The organism is Mycobacterium sp. NGS18, assembly GCF_059813185.1.
The window spans coordinates 59,054-74,849 of record NZ_JCALEC010000001.1 but is presented as its reverse complement, the minus strand read 5'-3'; the positions used below and the strand labels follow the sequence as shown (position 1 = coordinate 74,849).

The window sequence follows — 15,796 nt, the reverse complement described above, 5'->3', positions numbered from 1 at the left end:
CAGATCAATAGACGGACAGTATCGGCGAACTCTGACAACCTCCCCGCTACGGCTCAGCCCGGCAGCACCGGCTGTGCGCCGGCGACCATGAACGGGCCCAGCGGCGACCAGCTCTGTTCGTCCTCGGCCCGCGACGACGACAGCGCCAACACCCCGCGCGGGTCGGCCACATAGACCGTGGACGGGTCGGCGACGATCGTGGACACCGGCAGCTGCAGATTGCCGTTGGGCGCATCGGAGTTCACCCCGTCGATGTTGACGTAGGACACCGGGTGCTTCGGGTCGGATCGGCTCACCACGATGTCGTCGCCGGTGCGCCAGCTCAGCGACACCACCGAGGAGCCGAGCCCGAAGCCCAGCCGGCGCGGATAGTTCAGCACGAACTGGCCGGCCGCGGTCTGCTCGACGCCGGCCAGGATCACCTGTCCGCCGATCACCATGGCGGCCCGGGTGCCGTCGCGGGACAGCTGCAGCTCGCTGATCGGTCCGGGGAACCGCGCGTTGATCGCCCCGGAGTCCACCGGGATCCGGGCCGGGCGGCCCGAGGCCACCTCTTGGATCGCGCGCAGCACGTTGTTGCCGTCCACGACCACCCATACCGCTTCGTCCAGCGACCAGCTCGGCCGCGACAGGGTGTGCCCCTCGGCGGCCTGCACCGCCTCGCCGCCGAGGTCTCCGATCCACAACGTGGCCGGCGGGTCGGGGGCACCCGGGTGCACCACCACCGAGGCCACCTGACGTCCGTTGCGCGACAACGCCGCCGCCTCCTGGTCGGGTTCCCGCCCGAACGCCCCGGGCACCCGGTTGGCCTGCTGTCCGTCCAGGACGAGCAGCGACCCGCCGACCAGCGCATGTATTCCGGCGCCGGCGCCGTCGGAGGCGCCCGGGTCGGTGGTGGCCACATCGGAGGTCGTCCAGCCATCCGGGAACCGGTCGTCGAGCGCCGCACCGTCGGCAGTGATCACGTACGGGCCCTTGATGTCCGCCCGCGCCAGCGTCCAGATCAGTTGGGCGGCAAGCAATTGCCTGCTGTTGGGGTCGGTGGTCGACAGGCTGTCCAGGTCGATCTTCGCCCCACCGTAGCCGCGGCCCACCCCGCTCTTGCCGCCGTCGGCCCGGGTCACCGGACCGCGCAGCCGCAACGGTGCCGCCAGCAGGTTGCGCACCCCGGCCATCTCCGGGCGCGGGCCGGCGATCAGCTTGGACACCAGCTCGGTGGCCAACTGGTCGGGGTCGGACACCGCGACGTAGCGCGGATCGGGAACCACCGTCTTGCCGGTCGGGTCGACGAAATACAGCGTGTTGCGCTTGTAGGTGGCCTGAAACTGCTGCCAGTCCAAGAAGACTCCGTTGGGCAGCCGGTCGATGCGCCAGCCGTCGGAGGTCTTGAGCAGTTCGATCGGCTCCGGGGCGGGCAGGGCGCCCTCGGCGGTCTCGAACACCCCCATGTCCGACAGCGAACCCAGCATGTCGGCGCGCATGGTGACCGCGACCCGGTCGGCGCTGCGGGTCTCGACGAACACCACGTTGTCGATCAGCAGCGCACTGCCGGCGTCGTCCCAGGCATCCGACGCCGACTGGGTGAGGAACTGCCGTGCCGCGCGGTGCCGGTTGGCCGGGTCGGCGGTCGCTTTGAGGAATTCGCGCAACAGCACATCGGGGTCCATGCCCGGGGTGGGTTTGGGCAGCACCGTCGGCGGCGGCGCCTGCACGGTGCCGATCGCCTGCGGGGCCGATGTGCTGGGCACTCCGGCGCAGCCCGCCAACGCCAGGGCGGTACTTATCAGGGCGAGTATCAGCGCCACCGCGTGCAGCCGGCGGTTAGCGAGGCTCGACGCAGGAGAGACGAAGCTGGACCGCCGCATCCGAACCCGCGCCATCACCCGCTCCGCTCGGCGTGTTCACGCGCCCGCTGCCGACGCTCGCGGCGCTCGGCGGCGGTCACCGGCTTCATCGGCAGCGGGCTGGTGGTGACCTTGTGGCCGCGCACCAGCGGCAGGGTCAGCCGGAAGCAGGCGCCCTTGCCGGGTTCGCCCCAGGCCTCCAGCCGGCCTTGGTGCAGCCGGGCGTCCTCGACGCTGATCGCCAGCCCCAGCCCGGTCCCCCCGGAGCGCCGCACCCGCGAGGGGTCAGCGCGCCAGAACCGGCTGAACACCAGCTTCTCCTCCCCCGGCCGCAGCCCCACCCCGTGGTCGCGGACCGTGACCGCGACGGTGTCGTCGTCGGCGCGCATCCGGATCACCACCGGCTTGTGCTCGGCGTGGTCGATCGCATTGGCGATCAGGTTGCGCAGGATGCGTTCCACCCGGCGCGGATCCACCTCGGCGATCACCCCTTCGCTCGGCAGGTCCACCCGCAGCTCGACGCCGGCCTCGGCGGCCAGATGTCCCACGTTGTCCAGCGCGCTCTTGACCGTCGAGCGCAGGTCCACCGACTCCACCGACAGCTCGGCCACCCCGGCGTCGTGCCGGGAGATCTCCAGCAGGTCGTTGAGCAAGGACTCGAACCGGTCGAGTTCGCTGACCAGCAGCTCGGTGGACCGTCGCAGCGAGGGCTCCAGGTCTTCGCTGTGGTCGTGGATGAGGTCGGCGGCCATCCGCACAGTGGTCAGCGGGGTGCGCAGCTCATGGCTGACGTCGGAGGTGAACCGGCGCTGCAGGTTACCGAACTCTTCGAGCTGGGTGATCTGGCGCGACAGGCTCTCGGCCATGTCGTTGAACGAGACCGCGAGCCGGGCCATGTCGTCTTCGCCGCGTACCGGCATGCGTTCGGACAGGTGCCCCTCGGCGAACCGTTCGGCGATCCGCGAGGCCGACCGCACCGGCAGCACCACCTGGCGGGACACCAAAAGCGCAATGCCGGCCAGCAGCACCAGCAGCACCAGGCCGCCGGTGGCGATGGTGCCGCGCACCATGCTGATCGTGTTGCGCTCGGTCCCCAGCGGGTAGATCAGGTACAGCTCCAGGTTGGTGATCCGCGACGTCGTCGGCGTCCCGATCACCAGCGCCGGGCCGGAAAACCCCTCCACGTGCACGGGGGCGTACTGGTAGCTGACCTGTCCGGCCTTGACGAATTCGCGCAGTGCGGCCGGCACCTGCTCGACCGGCCCGGCGGTGGTCGCCGCCCGCGGGCCTTCGCCGAGCACCACCAGCACCGCGTCGAACGCGCCCGCGGTTCCGCTGCCGGCGGCCGGGCCGGTTTTGCTCATCAGCGTGTTGCGGGCCAGTTGCAGGCTCGAGGTCAGCGAGCGGGCCTCCTCACCGCCGACGATGCCGCCGGCCGTGACGCGGGCCCGCTCGATCTGCTCGGTGGCCGCCCGAACCTTGACCTCCAGCACCCGGTCGGTGATCTGGCTGGTCAAAACGAATCCGAGCGCCAGGATGACCGCAGCCGACAACCCCATCGTGAGCACCACAACCCGCAGCTGCAGTGACCGGCGCCAGGCGACCTGCGCCGCGCGGCGCAGCGTGTTCACGCCGAGCAGCAGGGGACCCGACCGCCGGGGGCGCCGTCTGGAGCTGAAGATCACGTGCGCCGCTCCCCGGTGGGGATCACGGAGGTCCGGCCTTGTAACCCACTCCTCGAACGGTCAGCACCACGGTCGGGTTCTCCGGGTCTTGCTCCACCTTGGCCCGCAGGCGCTGGACGTGCACGTTCACCAGCCGGGTGTCGGCCGGATGCCGGTATCCCCAGACCTGTTCGAGGAGCACTTCACGAGTAAACACCTGGCGCGGCTTGCGTGCCAGGGCCACCAGCAAGTCGAACTCCAAGGGCGTCAGGGAGATCTGCTCACCGGCACGACTCACCTTGTGCGCCGGTACATCGATGTCGATGTCGGCGATGGAGAGCATCTCGGCCGGCTCGTCGTCGTTGCGGCGCAGCCGCGCGCGCACCCGGGCCACCAGTTCCTTGGGCTTGAACGGCTTCATGATGTAGTCGTCGGCGCCCGACTCCAGACCGAGCACCACGTCGACGGTGTCGGTCTTGGCGGTGAGCATCACGATCGGCACCCCGGAGTCCTTGCGCAGCACCCGGCACACGTCGATGCCGTTCATGCCGGGCAGCATCAGGTCCAGCAGCACCAGATCGGGCCGCAGCTCGTGCACCGCGGTGAGCGCCTGGGTGCCGTCACCGACGACCGCGGTGTCGAAACCCTCCCCGCGCAGCACGATGGTGAGCATCTCGGCCAGCGAAGCGTCGTCGTCGACGACGAGAATCCTTTGCCTCATGGCGTACATCGTGTCATCAGATCGAGACAAAATCCTGCTACCACGCGCGTGTTTCGCAGGTTAAACGTGCAGAGCGCCGGCCAGCTCGGCCGCCGAGACCGTCGGGCCGGCCAGCTGCCACCGCCCGGCGAACCCGGCCCGGGCCAGTCCGCGGTACACCTCGCCGGTGCGGCGCTGCAGACCGTCGTCGCGCTCGTAGCTGTCGCGGGCCCGGGCGGTGTCGTGCGCCTCGCGATTCCGGGCGCGCTGGGCGGCGAGTTCGGCGGGGACGTCCAGGAGGATCTGCCAGTCCGGCGCGGGCAGCTGCAGCCGCTCGAATTCCAGCTGCCGCACCCAGCCCACCACCTCGCCGCCGGCGTCCTGATGCAGCCGGGCGGCGCTGTAGGCCGCACTGGAGGCCACATACCGGTCCAGGATCACCACGTCGTGGCTGGTGTGCAGGCCCGCGATCTCCTCTTTGGCGCCGGCCCGGTCCAGCGCGAACAGCAACGCCATCGCGTACACCGAATCGGCCAGGTCGCCGTGCTGCCCGCGCAGCGCCTCGGCGGCGACGTCGGCGGTCACCGAGCTGCCGTAGCGCGGGAACGCGCAGGTGGCCACCGATTTCCCGGCGGCTTCGAACGCCGTCCGCAGGCCCCGGCTCAGGGTGTTCTTGCCGGCACCGTCGACCCCTTCGATCGCAATCAGCACGGCGGCAGCCTACCCACGTTTCCTGCCACCCGGAGTACCGCTGACCGCTAAACTGACATCCGCCGACCCAGGGGGAAGCTCATGACCGCAGATACAGGTTCTCGACGCAGCGGGGCGAACTGGATCACGGCGGCTGCCGCCGTGATCGCCGCAGTGGCCGCTTCAATAGCGGCGTTCTTCGCTTTCGTCACCCACGGCAAAACCGAGTACGCGGCCTCCAACAGCATCAAGCCCGCCTACCAGGCGCTGTGTGTCGCCTACAGCGACTTCGTGCTCACCCAGTCCCACAACGGCTATACGCCCGAAGAGATCCAGCGAGTCATCGATTTCGCGGGCAGCCACCCGATCGACCCGCCCGAGGGCGATGATGGTGGACCGGATCAGTCCGGGATGCCCGACCGGTGGCCGTCGATCAGTGACGCAAAAGCCTGCGGCACGCCGGCGGAGATCATGGCTCACGCCAAGCGCTGAGCGGCTGGCCTACCAGCCGCCGCGCCCTCCGCTGTGAATGAATCCATTGATCCGGCCGCCGTTGATCCAGCCGTTGTTGCCCCAATTGCCTTTGCCCACGTTGCCGTGGCCCCAACCGCCGTGGCCGCCACCACCGTGACCGCCACCGCCGTGTCCCCAGCCGCCGCCCAACGGCATCCCATCGACGCCGGGCGGTAGGTCAGCGGGAACGAAGGGACCGGCGACCGCGGGGCTGGCCGCCGCGACAGCGACCTCACCGGCGGGAACACCGATGACCGCCATGGCGCCGGCCAGCACGGCGGCACCCGCGATGCGGCTGATCGCTGTGGAAATCGATCGCGATGAACTCATGGACTCAGTCTCCCCTCTTCATCAGCTTCTGCATCCACCGTAGTCCTCGGAGCGGAGACCCGCCGCCTCGGCGGCTCTCGCACGCGGGAGGTTCCCCGCGCAAAAACCCCCGTTCCGGCGCCGGAACGGGGGTTTTGCCAGGCCTAAAGATCAGTACCGGTAGTGGTCCGGCTTGTAGGGGCCTTCGACGTCGACGCCGATGTACTCGGCCTGGTCCTTGGTCAGCTTGGTCAGCGTGCCGCCGAGCGCCTCGACGTGGATGCGGGCCACCTTCTCGTCGAGGTGCTTGGGCAGCCGGTAGACCTCGTTGTCGTACTCATCGCCCTTGGTCCACAGCTCGATCTGGGCGATGACCTGGTTGGAGAAGCTGTTGCTCATCACGAACGACGGGTGCCCGGTGGCGTTGCCCAGGTTGAGCAGCCGGCCCTCGGAAAGCACGATGATCGACTTGCCGGTGTCACCGAAGGTCCACACGTCGACCTGCGGCTTGACGTTGTCGCGGGTGGCGCCGGAGGTCTCGAGGGCGGCCATGTCGATCTCGTTGTCGAAGTGCCCGATGTTGCCCAGGATGGCCTGGTTCTTCATCGCCTTCATGTGCTCGAGGGTGATGATGTCCTTGTTGCCGGTCGTGGTGATGACGATGTCGGCGTCGCCGATGGCCTGCTCGACGGTCTGGACGTCGTAGCCCTCCATCAGCGCCTGCAGCGCGTTGATCGGGTCGATCTCGGTGACCGTCACCCGGGCGCCCTGGCCCTTGAGCGACTCCGCGGAGCCCTTGCCGACGTCGCCGAAGCCGCAGACCAGGGCCTTCTTGCCGCCGATCAGTGCGTCGGTGCCGCGGTTGATGCCGTCGATCAGCGAGTGCCGGCAACCGTACTTGTTGTCGAACTTGCTCTTGGTGACCGAGTCGTTGACGTTGATCGCCGGGAACACCAGCTCACCGGCGGCAGCCAGCTGGTACAGGCGCAGCACGCCGGTGGTGGTCTCCTCGGTGACGCCCTTGACCGACTCGGCGATCTTGGTCCACTTGGTCTTGTCGGTCTCGAAACGCTCGCGCAGGGTGTTCAGGAAGACCTTCCACTCGTGCGAGTCGCCGTCCTCAGCCGGCGGGACCACGCCGGCCTTCTCGTACTGGGCGCCGCGCAGCACCATCATGGTGGCGTCGCCGCCGTCGTCGAGGATCATGTTGGCCGGCTCGCCGTCCCAGGTCAGGGCCTGCTCGGCGCACCACCAGTACTCCTCCAGGCTCTCACCCTTCCAGGCGAACACCGGGGTGCCCTTGGGCTCCTCGACGGTGCCGTGCGGCCCGACGACGACCGCAGCGGCGGCATGGTCCTGGGTGGAGAAGATGTTGCAGGACGCCCAGCGGACCTCTGCGCCCAGGTCGACCAGGGTCTCGATGAGCACCGCGGTCTGGATCGTCATGTGCAGCGAGCCGGTGATGCGGGCGCCCTTGAGCGGGTTGACGCCGTGGTACTCGTTACGCAGCGCCATCAGGCCGGGCATCTCGTGCTCGGCCAGCCGGATCTCCTTGCGGCCGTACTCGGCCTGCGACAGGTCGGCCACCTTGTAGTCGATGCCGTTGCGGCTGTCCGCGGTCAAACTCATCAGTGCGCCCCCGTAGGTTCAGTGAAATCAGCTCCGCTACAAGCTACCGGCGGAGGTCGGAGAATGCTCGAGCGGGTCAATCGCCGCCGATGACCCCATAGGTCTCTGCCGCCGGGGTGAACAATCGGGCCAGGTCAGCGGCCACATCGTGGTCGGCTTCGGGGGGCATCGAGACGTAGCTCATGGCCAGTCGCACGATGGCCCGGGCCAGGATGCCGGCGTCTTCCTCGCTGGCCTTGACCCAGCTGTGCATGAACGACGACGTGAGCCGCTGCGAGCAGCGGGTGATGATCGGGCCGCTGTCGGTGGTGATGATCTGCAGCAGGTCGGGCTTGGCGACACCGGTCAGCAGCGAGATCACCAGCGGGTCGGCGGCCGAGGAGGAGAAGAAGGACCGGAACCCTTCCAGGAACGCGGCATGGACGTCGCCGACGTTGCCGTAGATCGCGCGCTCGACGGAGTCGACGAGCCGGTCGGCCAGCCGGATGGCATAGCCCTGCGCCAGGCCCTGGCGCGAGCCGAACTCGTTGTAGATGGTCTGTCTGCTGACGCCGGCCGCCTCCGCCACCGCGGCCAGCGTGATCGACGACCAGTCCCGGCTGGTCAGCAGCTCCCGCATCGCGTCGAGCACCGAGTCGCGCAGCAGCGCCCGGGATGCCTCGGCGTAGGGAATGCGTTTCACCACCGCGAGATTAGTGGGTGTCACGCCTGGACCTGTTCGAAGTCTTGCTTCTCGCGGACCGCGCAGTCCGGGCAGCACCAATCCTCGGGGATCTGCGCCCACGCCGTGCCGGCCGGAAATCCTTCCCGGGGTGCGCCGAGCGCCTCGTCGTAGACGTAGTCGCAGCCCGGGCAGCGGTAGCTCGCCATCACGCGGCCGCCCGCTCGATGTCGCTGGCCCCGTAGCGGGCCAGGATCTTCTTCCGCCGGCGCGGGTCGATGTTGGCCCGGGTGATGTCGCCGCCGTAGTGCGCCAGCACTCGGTGATCCATCAGCTTCCGCCACAGCGGCGGGATATAGGTCAGCCCGATCAGCGACGCGTACCCGCTGGGCAGGTTCGGCGCCTCGGCCATGCTGCGCAGCGTCTGGTAGCGCCGGGTCGGGTTGGCGTGGTGGTCGCTGTGCCGCTGCAGGTGGTAGAGGAACAGGTTGGTGACCAGATGGTCGGAGTTCCAGCTGTGTTCGGGCGTGCAGCGTTCGTAGCGGCCGTTGGCGCGGGTCTGACGCAGCAGGCCGTAGTGCTCGATGTAGTTCACCGATTCCAGCAGCGAGAAGCCGTAGACGGCCTGGATGACGACGAACGGGATCAGCGCCGGGCCGAACACCGCGATCAGCACGCCCCAGAACACCACCGACATCAGCCATGCGTTGAGCACGTCGTTGGACAACCGCCAGGGACTCTTGTCCAGCCGACGCAGCCGCGCCGCCTCCAGCTGCCACGCCGAACGCAGCCCACCGACGACGGTGCGCGGCAGGAACTCCCAGAACGTCTCGCCGAACCGGCCCGACGCCGGGTCTTCGGGGGTGGCCACCCGCACGTGGTGGCCGCGGTTGTGCTCGATGTAGAAGTGGCCGTAACAGCTCTGCGCCAGGGTGATCTTGGACAGCCAGCGCTCCAGCAAGTCGCGCTTGTGGCCCAGTTCGTGGGCGGTGTTGATGCCGACGCCGCCCAGCACCCCCACCGACAGCGCCAGCCCGATTTTGGCGAACCAGCTGAGTGACCCCTCGACACCCAGCCAGCTCAGGTCGGTGGCGGTGAACAGGTAGGCGCCCAGCACGACGCTGGCGTACTGGCACGGGATGTAGGCATACGTGCAGTAGCGGTAGTACCGGTCGTTCTCCAGCTGCGCCATGGCTTCATCGGGAGCGTTCTGTCCGTCGACGCCGAAGCGCAGGTCCAGCGCGGGCAGCAGCAGGTAGACCAGGATGGGCCCGATCCAGAACGGCAGCTGCGCGGCGGTGTGCCAGCCGAGCCGGTTCATCGCCGCGATGATCGGCAACATGGTGAACAGTGCGGTCGGAGCGATCAAGCCCATCAGCCACAGGTATCGCTTCTTGTCCCGCCATGCCTGCGGAGCTGCCGCCGCCGCGCCCGTTTGCGCCATCCCGAGCCCCTCCTTGTGAGTTCGACCACCGTTGCGGATGGACATTACCTGTTTGTACGTCGGCCGTCTAGACATTCGATGGCAATTTGTACACACAGATTTGGCGCACTGCGGTCGACGGATCCGTATAGCTTTGAGTGCACTTTGACTGCAGAGGGCACGCACCGATGGGCACCACCGCGATGACGGGCGCAGGTTCGAGGACGGGTTCGAGCGCGGCTTCGCGGCCCCGTTCGGCCTTCCGGGTCGGCGCCGACTATGCGACCGGGCTGGCCTTTGCCCACCTGCTCACCAGCGCCGAAGCGATCGCGGTGGTGCTGTCCCTGAGCGGTGAAACCCCCACCGGCGCCAATATCCTGCTGCGCCCGCAGCACGTGATCCTGACCGCGGCGCTGGTCGGGCTGGGCACCTTGGCCGTGGTCATCGCGGGAACGGCCAACATCGTGCCGTCGCTGCGCTGGTACACCGCCGGTCAGCAGCCCGACGCCGGGCAACGTCAGGGCGCGATCAACATTTTGCGGCGCCAGTCGACGATCGTGCTGGGCACCTGGGTGATCGGCGGGGCCATCGGCCTGGCCGCGCTGCGCTCGACAGACGTCGGGCTGATCGTGCTGCTGGCCATGGTCGTCGTCTTCGGCGGAACCGCCTCGGTGTGCACCAGCATGCTGTTCACCCACCGCACCTTCCGGCCGATCGTGGCGGCCACCTGGCGCAATACCGATGTCCGCGCCACTGCTCCCGGCGTGCTGGCCCGGCTGGTCACCATGTGGTTCATCACCTGCGCGCTGCCCGCCGCGGCCATCGTCGTCCTGATCGCCTGCCGGCGGATGGGGTGGGTCATCGACCGCAGCGCCTCGGTGGAGACCCCGGTGCTGGTGCTGTGCCTGGTCGCGGTGCTGCTCGGGATGCGCGCCATGATCCTGGTGGCTCGTTCGGTCTCCGATCCGGTCGGCGAGGTCGTCGCCGCGATGGCCCGGGTCCAGCACGGCGAGATGGACGTCTCGGTCAGCGTCTACGAACACTCCGAGATCGGCCGGCTGCAAACCGGATTCAACCGGATGGTGGCCGGCCTGCGCGAACGCGACCGGCTGCGGGATCTGTTCGGCCGGCATGTCGGCCCGGAGGTGGCCCGCCTGGCCGTCGAGCAGGAGCGCGCGCTCGCCGGCGACGTGCAGGAGGCGGCGATCCTGTTCATCGACCTGGTGGGTTCGACGGAGTTGGCGGCCACCCATCCCCCGGACGAGGTCGCCGCGGTGCTCAACGACTTCTTCCGCATCGTGGTGGCCGCCGTCGACGCGCAGCACGGCTCGATCAACAAGTTTCAGGGCGACGCCGCCCTGGCGGTGTTCGGCGCCCCGGTCCCCGTCGACGGTGCGGCCGCGGCGGCGCTGGCCACCGCCCGCACCCTGCACACCGCGCTTCGCCGACTGCCGTTGGTGGACTTCGGGATCGGCGTCTCGGCGGGTCCGGTGTTCGCCGGCAACATCGGCAGCGAGAACCGCTACGAGTACACGGTGGTCGGTGACGCCGTCAACGAGGCGGCGCGGTTGGCCGACGGCGCCAAGGCCGTCAGCGCCCGCGTGCTGTGCTCGCAGACCGCGCTGGAACGCGCCGACGAGCACGAGCGCAGGAACTGGGCGCGGCACGGCTCGGCGGTGCTGCGCGGGCGTGCCCAGCCCACGGTGATGTCCATGCCGACAACCGGGATGTGACCCAGCTCCCAGACTCATGCCACACTCGGGGCATGGTTTACGCGATCGCCCGCCCGCAGATCGAGGGCAACATTGCCGTCGGTGAAGACCGTCAGCTCGGCTTCGCCGAGTTCGGCGCTCCGCAGGGCCGCGCGATGTTCTGGCTGCACGGCACCCCCGGCGCCCGCCGCCAGATCCCGGTCGAGGCGCGGGTCTACGCCAAGGAGGCGAACATTCGCCTGATCGGGGTGGACCGGCCCGGCATCGGTTCCTCGACGCCGTATCAGTACCAGACGGTGTCCCAGTTCGCCGACGACCTGCGCACCGTGGCCGACACGCTCGGCATCGACAAGATGGCGGTCATCGGGCTGTCCGGCGGCGGCCCCTACACCCTGGCGTGCGCGGCGGCGATGCCCGAGCGGGTGGTGGCCGCCGGGATCCTCGGCGGGGTCGCCCCGGCGGTGGGCCCCGACGCCATCGACAGCGGCCTGATGACGCTGGCCCGGATCGCCGAGCCGGTGCTGCAGCGCGCCGGGCGCCCGATCAGCATCCTGGCCACCGGTCTGATCCGAATGATCCGGCCGGTGGCCGAACCGGCGCTGGAGCTCTACGCGCTGATCTCCCCCGAGGGCGACCGTCGGCTGCTGGGCCGGCCGGAGTTCAAGGCGATGTTCCTCGATGACCTGCTCAACGGCTCCCGTAAGCAGCTCGCCGCTCCCATCGCCGACGCCGTGCTGTTCGCCCGTGACTGGGGTTTCCGGCTGGACGAGGTGAAGGTGCCGGTGCACTGGTGGCATGGCGACGCCGACCACATCGTTCCGTTCGCGCACGGGGAACACGCCGTCTCCCTGCTCCCCGACGCCCGGCTGTATCCGATCGCCGGGGAAAGCCACCTGGCCGGGCTCGGTCGCGCCGAGGAGATTCTGCGCGCCATGGACGAGGCCTGGGACCGCGTCGAGTCGCGCTGACCGAGCCATGACCGCGCCCCAATCGATCAGGGAGCTGTTCGCCCAGCTCGGCCTGCAGGAAGTGCCGTCGGCGGACGGCACCCTGACCATGGAGATGCCCGTCGACGAGCGGGTGGTCAACACCGCCGGCGGACTGCAAGGCGGGTTGATCGCCACCATGGCCGATGTCGCGGCCGGGCAGCTCGCCGCTCGCAGCACGGCATTCGGCAACGGCATCGCCACCACCGATCTCTTCATCCGCTACCTGCGGCCGATCAAGATCGGACCGGCCCGGGCGGTGGCAGCCATTCTGCGCACCGGCCGACGCTCGGTGGTCGTGCAGGTCGACATCTACCGGGGCAACGACGACGAGCTCGCGGCCACCGCGACGGTGAACTTCGCGGCCATCGAACTGCCCGCCGGGTAGCGCGGTCAGTGCGCCGCGGTGCGCCGGCTCTCGATGAAGTGCGGCAGCCGGAACCGGCGCGGCTCATGCGCGACCGGTGCCTCCTGCGCCACTCCCCCGTTCTGAGCCGCGGCGTAGGCGCCCGAATTACCGGTGACCCGCAGCACCTGGCCGCGCCAGGTGATGTCGGCCTCCCGGTAGGCCTGCACCAGCGCGCGCTCCAGCAGTTCGTCGGCCTGCTCAATGGAAAGCGCTGCCAGCTCGACGAAGTCGCCGTCGCGGGCGTCGAGTTTGAGCGTCGTCGGCCCGGTCTCGACCAGATCGCAGTTGGCGCGGATGCTCAGCTCCGCATTCGAGCGCGCCAATCCGGCCAGCGCGTAGGCGCCCAGCAACGCCCGGCATGCCTCGTCGCCGGCGGGGCCGCAGTCGAATCGCAGCTGCCGTAGGGCGGCGAAGCTGAGTACCTGGGTGCGAAGGATGCGGCTGCAGCAGACGGTGTCGGAGCCCGCGCGCGAATCCGCCGCCGCGCCTTCGACGAGCACGCCGATGATCTCACCGGAGACCGCCCCGCGAAAGCGGCTCTGACCGGTGCCGCGGGCGGCGTCGATCGCGCCGAATGCCAGACTGCCGGGGCTCAATTCCATGAGGGCGCGGGCGTTTTCGGGGGCGCTCTCCCGAGCGGCCCGGTAGACCGGGTGGGCGATCGCCGGGTGGGCGTCGATCGACCCGGTCAGAAAGTGGCCGTCGAAAACCCGTTGCGGCAGTTCGAGATCGGTGTAGACCGTCCGGCCGCCCTCGTAGGAGACCTCCATGCGCGGCACCCGGCTCAGTACCGGGTGCTGATCTCGGATGCCTTGCAGGATCGCGGCTTCCACGCGCTGGATCTGGCCCTGGTTGTCGTCGACGACCACTGTCGCCGTCGGATTGCCATCGATCAGGCGGGTCTCGGTGGCGATGGCCGACGGGCCGCGTCCGGCCCGTCGGGCCGGGCTGATCGCGGCGTGGGGGCCGCCCGCCGGCGCCAACTCGGTGGCCAGGCTCAAGGTGCTGGCCCCGCCGGCCTGACACGCGGCGGTGAGCTGTTGGTAGGAGAAGCGGGACAAAACGGTCAACCTTTCTACTCCAGCGAGTCTGGCACAGGGGTGCGGTCCAGGTCAGGTTCGAGAAAGATGACCCGGGCTGCGGGCACGGCCGCGCGGATGTTGGCTTCGGCCTCGTCGATGGTGGCCGCGATCGCGGCCAGATCCAGCCGGGGAAGCACCGCGATCTTGGCCCCCACCAACATTTCGTCGGGCCCCAGGTACTGGGTGCGGATGTGGATCAGCCGGGTGATGTTGGCGGTCTGTTCCAGCGCCGCACGAATGGCCCGGTCCTCGGCGACGGTGGCGCCCTCCCCGATCAGCAGACTGTGCATCTCGACCATCAGGAAAACCGCGACCACCCCGAGCAGCGCGCCGATGCCCAGGGTCGCCACGCCGTCCCATACCGGGTTGCCGGTGAGCATGCTCAAGCCCACCCCCGCCAGCGCCAGCATCAGGCCGATCAGCGCGGCGGTGTCCTCCAGCAACACCACCGGAAGCTCCGGGTTGCGCGAGGTGTGCAGGAACCGCAACCAACTGCCCTCGCCCTTCAGCGGACGCGACTCGCGCACCGCGGTGCGAAAACTGTAGGTTTCCAATCCGATTGCCACCACCAGGATCGCCACCGCCACCAGCGGGGAACTCAACTCGACCGGGTGGCGGACTTTCTCGTAGCCCTCGTAGATCGCGAACATCGAGCCGAGGCTGAACAGCACCAGCGCCACCACGAACGACCAGAAGTAGCGGCTGCGTCCGTGCCCGAACGGGTGCAGCGCATCGGGAGCTTTGGCCGCGGCCCGCTGGCCGTAGAGCAGCAGCGCCTGGTTGGAGGTGTCGACCACCGAGTGCACCGCCTCGGCGAGCATGGCGGCGCTGCCGGTGATCAGATAGCCGACGAACTTCGCCGCGGCGATTCCGGCGTTGGCGACCAGCGCCGCGACGATCGCCCTGGTACTACCGGACGAGGACACTCACAGGCCTATCGTCGCGCGGAACAGTGCCGCCGGCTGCTGGGCCAGCAGCCGGATCGGCCCGTCGTCACTGGGCACCCAGGCCGACTCGCCACGGTGCAGCGTCAACGTCCCCGTCTTGGCGTGCACGGTGACCGAGCCCTCGGTGCACAGCAGGATCTGCGGGCCGTCATGGTGGGCCGGCGCGTCCACCTCATGACCGAGGTAGGCGCCGTCCAGCGTCAGCCGTGACACCGCGAACTCCTCGGCGGGGGTCTGGTAGACCACCTCGGGTCCCTCGGTGTGCACCGCCGATCGCAGCGCCTCCGCGGTGGTCGGAGTAAAGTCCAGCACCCTCAGCAGTTCCGGGACGTCGACGTGCTTGGGCGTCAGCCCGCCGCGAAGGACGTTGTCCGAGTTGGCCATTACCTCCAGCCCGACACCGTGCAGGTAGGTGTGCAGGTTGCCGGCTGCCAGGAAGATCGCCTCGCCGGGGGCCAGGCTGACCCGGTTGAGCAACAGCGCGGCCAGCACGCCGGCGTCGCCCGGGTAGCGCTCACCGAGTTCGAGCACCGTCTTGGCCTCCGCGGCGAATTCGCCGGCCTCGGAACTGAGGTATTGGATGGCCCCTTCGAGCACTGCGGGCACCAGCACGTCGAGATCGGGCTGGGGTGCGGTGATCCAGGTGGTGAACAGGGCGCGCAGGCCGTCGGCGTCGGACTGGCCACCGTCCGGGCAGGCACCGAGCAGGTCGATGAACGGGTCGAGGTCCGAGACCGCCAGCGCCCGCAGCAGCTCAATGGTCCGCGCCGCGGGCCGGAAACCGGCCAGCGCCTCGAACGGCTGCAGCGCCACCAGCAGTTCCGGTTTGTGGCTGGTGTCGCGATAGTTGCGGATCGGCGAGGACACCGGAACCCCGAGCCGCTCCTCACGCTCGTAGCCCTCGATGGCCTGCATGGTGCTGGGGTGGGCCTGCAGGGACAGTGGCTCGTCGGCGGCCAGCACCTTGACCAGGAACGGCAGCCGGTCACCGAAGCGGGCGTGCGCCACCGCGCCGAGCTGCCCCTCCCAGTCGGCGGTCAAGACGTCCAGCAGCGATGCCTCACCGTCGGCAGTCTCCAGCCAGGCCGGGTCCCCGGGGTGCGCGCCCAGCCACAGCTCGGCCTCCGGGTGTGCCGCTGGGACCGGCCGACCGGTGAACTCGGCGATAGCGGTCCTCGAGCCCCAGGCGTAGGTCCGTATCGCGCCGCGTAGTGGTTCCACAGTTCT

At 69.3% G+C, this 15,796-nt stretch carries 16 protein-coding genes; 4 read left to right on the top strand and 12 right to left on the bottom strand.

The features are described from left to right. Positions 1 to 53 precede the first annotated feature (53 nt). From lpqB to AC5Y31_RS00370, 4 genes are read right to left on the bottom strand one after another with little or no spacing between them, the layout of a single operon-like run. On the bottom strand, positions 54 to 1,880 hold the full coding sequence (lpqB, locus tag AC5Y31_RS00385; RefSeq protein WP_499977376.1) for an MtrAB system accessory lipoprotein LpqB: 1,827 nt from the start codon (positions 1,878 to 1,880) through the stop codon (positions 54 to 56). Continuing rightward, positions 1,880 to 3,529 carry an MtrAB system histidine kinase MtrB gene (mtrB, locus tag AC5Y31_RS00380; RefSeq protein WP_499977375.1) on the bottom strand — a complete coding sequence of 550 codons (1,650 nt, stop codon included), beginning with the start codon at positions 3,527 to 3,529 and terminating at the stop codon, positions 1,880 to 1,882. Before mtrB ends, lpqB begins: the two co-directional genes overlap by 1 nt. A gap of 22 nt (positions 3,530 to 3,551) precedes the next feature. Then, positions 3,552 to 4,238 (bottom strand): two-component system response regulator MtrA, encoded by a 687-nt coding sequence (mtrA, locus tag AC5Y31_RS00375; protein WP_019737852.1) that lies wholly within the window; start codon positions 4,236 to 4,238, stop codon positions 3,552 to 3,554. 51 nt (positions 4,239 to 4,289) lie between these two features. Continuing rightward, the gene (locus AC5Y31_RS00370; RefSeq protein WP_499977374.1) at positions 4,290 to 4,919 is read right to left on the bottom strand and encodes a dTMP kinase; all 630 of its coding nucleotides are present in this window, start codon (positions 4,917 to 4,919) and stop codon (positions 4,290 to 4,292) included. A gap of 81 nt (positions 4,920 to 5,000) precedes the next feature. On the opposite strand from AC5Y31_RS00370, the gene AC5Y31_RS00365 reads away from it, so the two are divergent. Further along, a complete protein-coding gene (locus AC5Y31_RS00365; RefSeq protein ID WP_499977373.1) occupies positions 5,001 to 5,390 on the top strand; it encodes a hypothetical protein in 390 nt (129 codons plus the stop codon). A 9-nt stretch (positions 5,391 to 5,399) separates the two neighbouring features. On the opposite strand, the gene AC5Y31_RS00360 is transcribed toward AC5Y31_RS00365, so the two are convergent. From AC5Y31_RS00360 to AC5Y31_RS00340, 5 genes are all read right to left on the bottom strand, one after another. Beyond that, positions 5,400 to 5,741 carry a hypothetical protein gene (locus AC5Y31_RS00360; protein WP_499977372.1) on the bottom strand — a complete coding sequence of 114 codons (342 nt, stop codon included), beginning with the start codon at positions 5,739 to 5,741 and terminating at the stop codon, positions 5,400 to 5,402. A gap of 150 nt (positions 5,742 to 5,891) precedes the next feature. Next, positions 5,892 to 7,349, bottom strand: coding sequence for an adenosylhomocysteinase (gene ahcY, locus AC5Y31_RS00355; protein ID WP_065024635.1), 1,458 nt, complete (start codon positions 7,347 to 7,349; stop codon positions 5,892 to 5,894). A 76-nt stretch (positions 7,350 to 7,425) separates the two neighbouring features. After that, a complete protein-coding gene (gene alkX, locus AC5Y31_RS00350) occupies positions 7,426 to 8,055 on the bottom strand; it encodes a TetR family transcriptional regulator AlkX (RefSeq protein WP_499977371.1) in 630 nt (209 codons plus the stop codon). Then, entirely contained in the window at positions 8,052 to 8,219 is a 168-nt protein-coding gene (locus AC5Y31_RS00345; RefSeq protein ID WP_065024634.1) for a rubredoxin, read from the bottom strand. Before AC5Y31_RS00345 ends, alkX begins: the two co-directional genes overlap by 4 nt. Continuing rightward, positions 8,219 to 9,454 carry an alkane 1-monooxygenase gene (locus tag AC5Y31_RS00340; protein WP_065024633.1) on the bottom strand — a complete coding sequence of 412 codons (1,236 nt, stop codon included), beginning with the start codon at positions 9,452 to 9,454 and terminating at the stop codon, positions 8,219 to 8,221. Before AC5Y31_RS00340 ends, AC5Y31_RS00345 begins: the two co-directional genes overlap by 1 nt. 269 nt (positions 9,455 to 9,723) lie before the next feature. Here AC5Y31_RS00340 and AC5Y31_RS00335 point away from each other — a divergent pair, with 269 nt between their 5' ends. Genes AC5Y31_RS00335 through AC5Y31_RS00325 form a run of 3 tightly spaced genes read left to right on the top strand, consistent with a single transcriptional unit; the run spans position 9,724 to position 12,519 of the window. Continuing rightward, positions 9,724 to 11,166 (top strand): adenylate/guanylate cyclase domain-containing protein, encoded by a 1,443-nt coding sequence (locus AC5Y31_RS00335; protein WP_499978083.1) that lies wholly within the window; start codon positions 9,724 to 9,726, stop codon positions 11,164 to 11,166. A gap of 32 nt (positions 11,167 to 11,198) precedes the next feature. Continuing rightward, entirely contained in the window at positions 11,199 to 12,113 is a 915-nt protein-coding gene (locus AC5Y31_RS00330) for an alpha/beta fold hydrolase (RefSeq protein WP_065024632.1), read from the top strand. 7 nt (positions 12,114 to 12,120) lie between these two features. After that, positions 12,121 to 12,519 carry a PaaI family thioesterase gene (locus tag AC5Y31_RS00325; protein ID WP_065024631.1) on the top strand — a complete coding sequence of 133 codons (399 nt, stop codon included), beginning with the start codon at positions 12,121 to 12,123 and terminating at the stop codon, positions 12,517 to 12,519. A gap of 5 nt (positions 12,520 to 12,524) precedes the next feature. Here AC5Y31_RS00325 and AC5Y31_RS00320 read toward each other — a convergent pair whose 3' ends face one another. The 3 genes from AC5Y31_RS00320 to manA are packed head-to-tail and all read right to left on the bottom strand — an operon-like array spanning position 12,525 to position 15,790. Then, positions 12,525 to 13,610, bottom strand: coding sequence for a type I-U CRISPR-associated protein Cas7 (locus AC5Y31_RS00320; protein ID WP_499977370.1), 1,086 nt, complete (start codon positions 13,608 to 13,610; stop codon positions 12,525 to 12,527). A 5-nt stretch (positions 13,611 to 13,615) separates the two neighbouring features. Beyond that, on the bottom strand, positions 13,616 to 14,548 hold the full coding sequence (locus tag AC5Y31_RS00315) for a cation diffusion facilitator family transporter (protein WP_499977369.1): 933 nt from the start codon (positions 14,546 to 14,548) through the stop codon (positions 13,616 to 13,618). Beyond that, a complete protein-coding gene (gene manA, locus AC5Y31_RS00310; protein ID WP_065024628.1) occupies positions 14,549 to 15,790 on the bottom strand; it encodes a mannose-6-phosphate isomerase, class I in 1,242 nt (413 codons plus the stop codon). Positions 15,791 to 15,796: the final 6 nt, after the last annotated feature.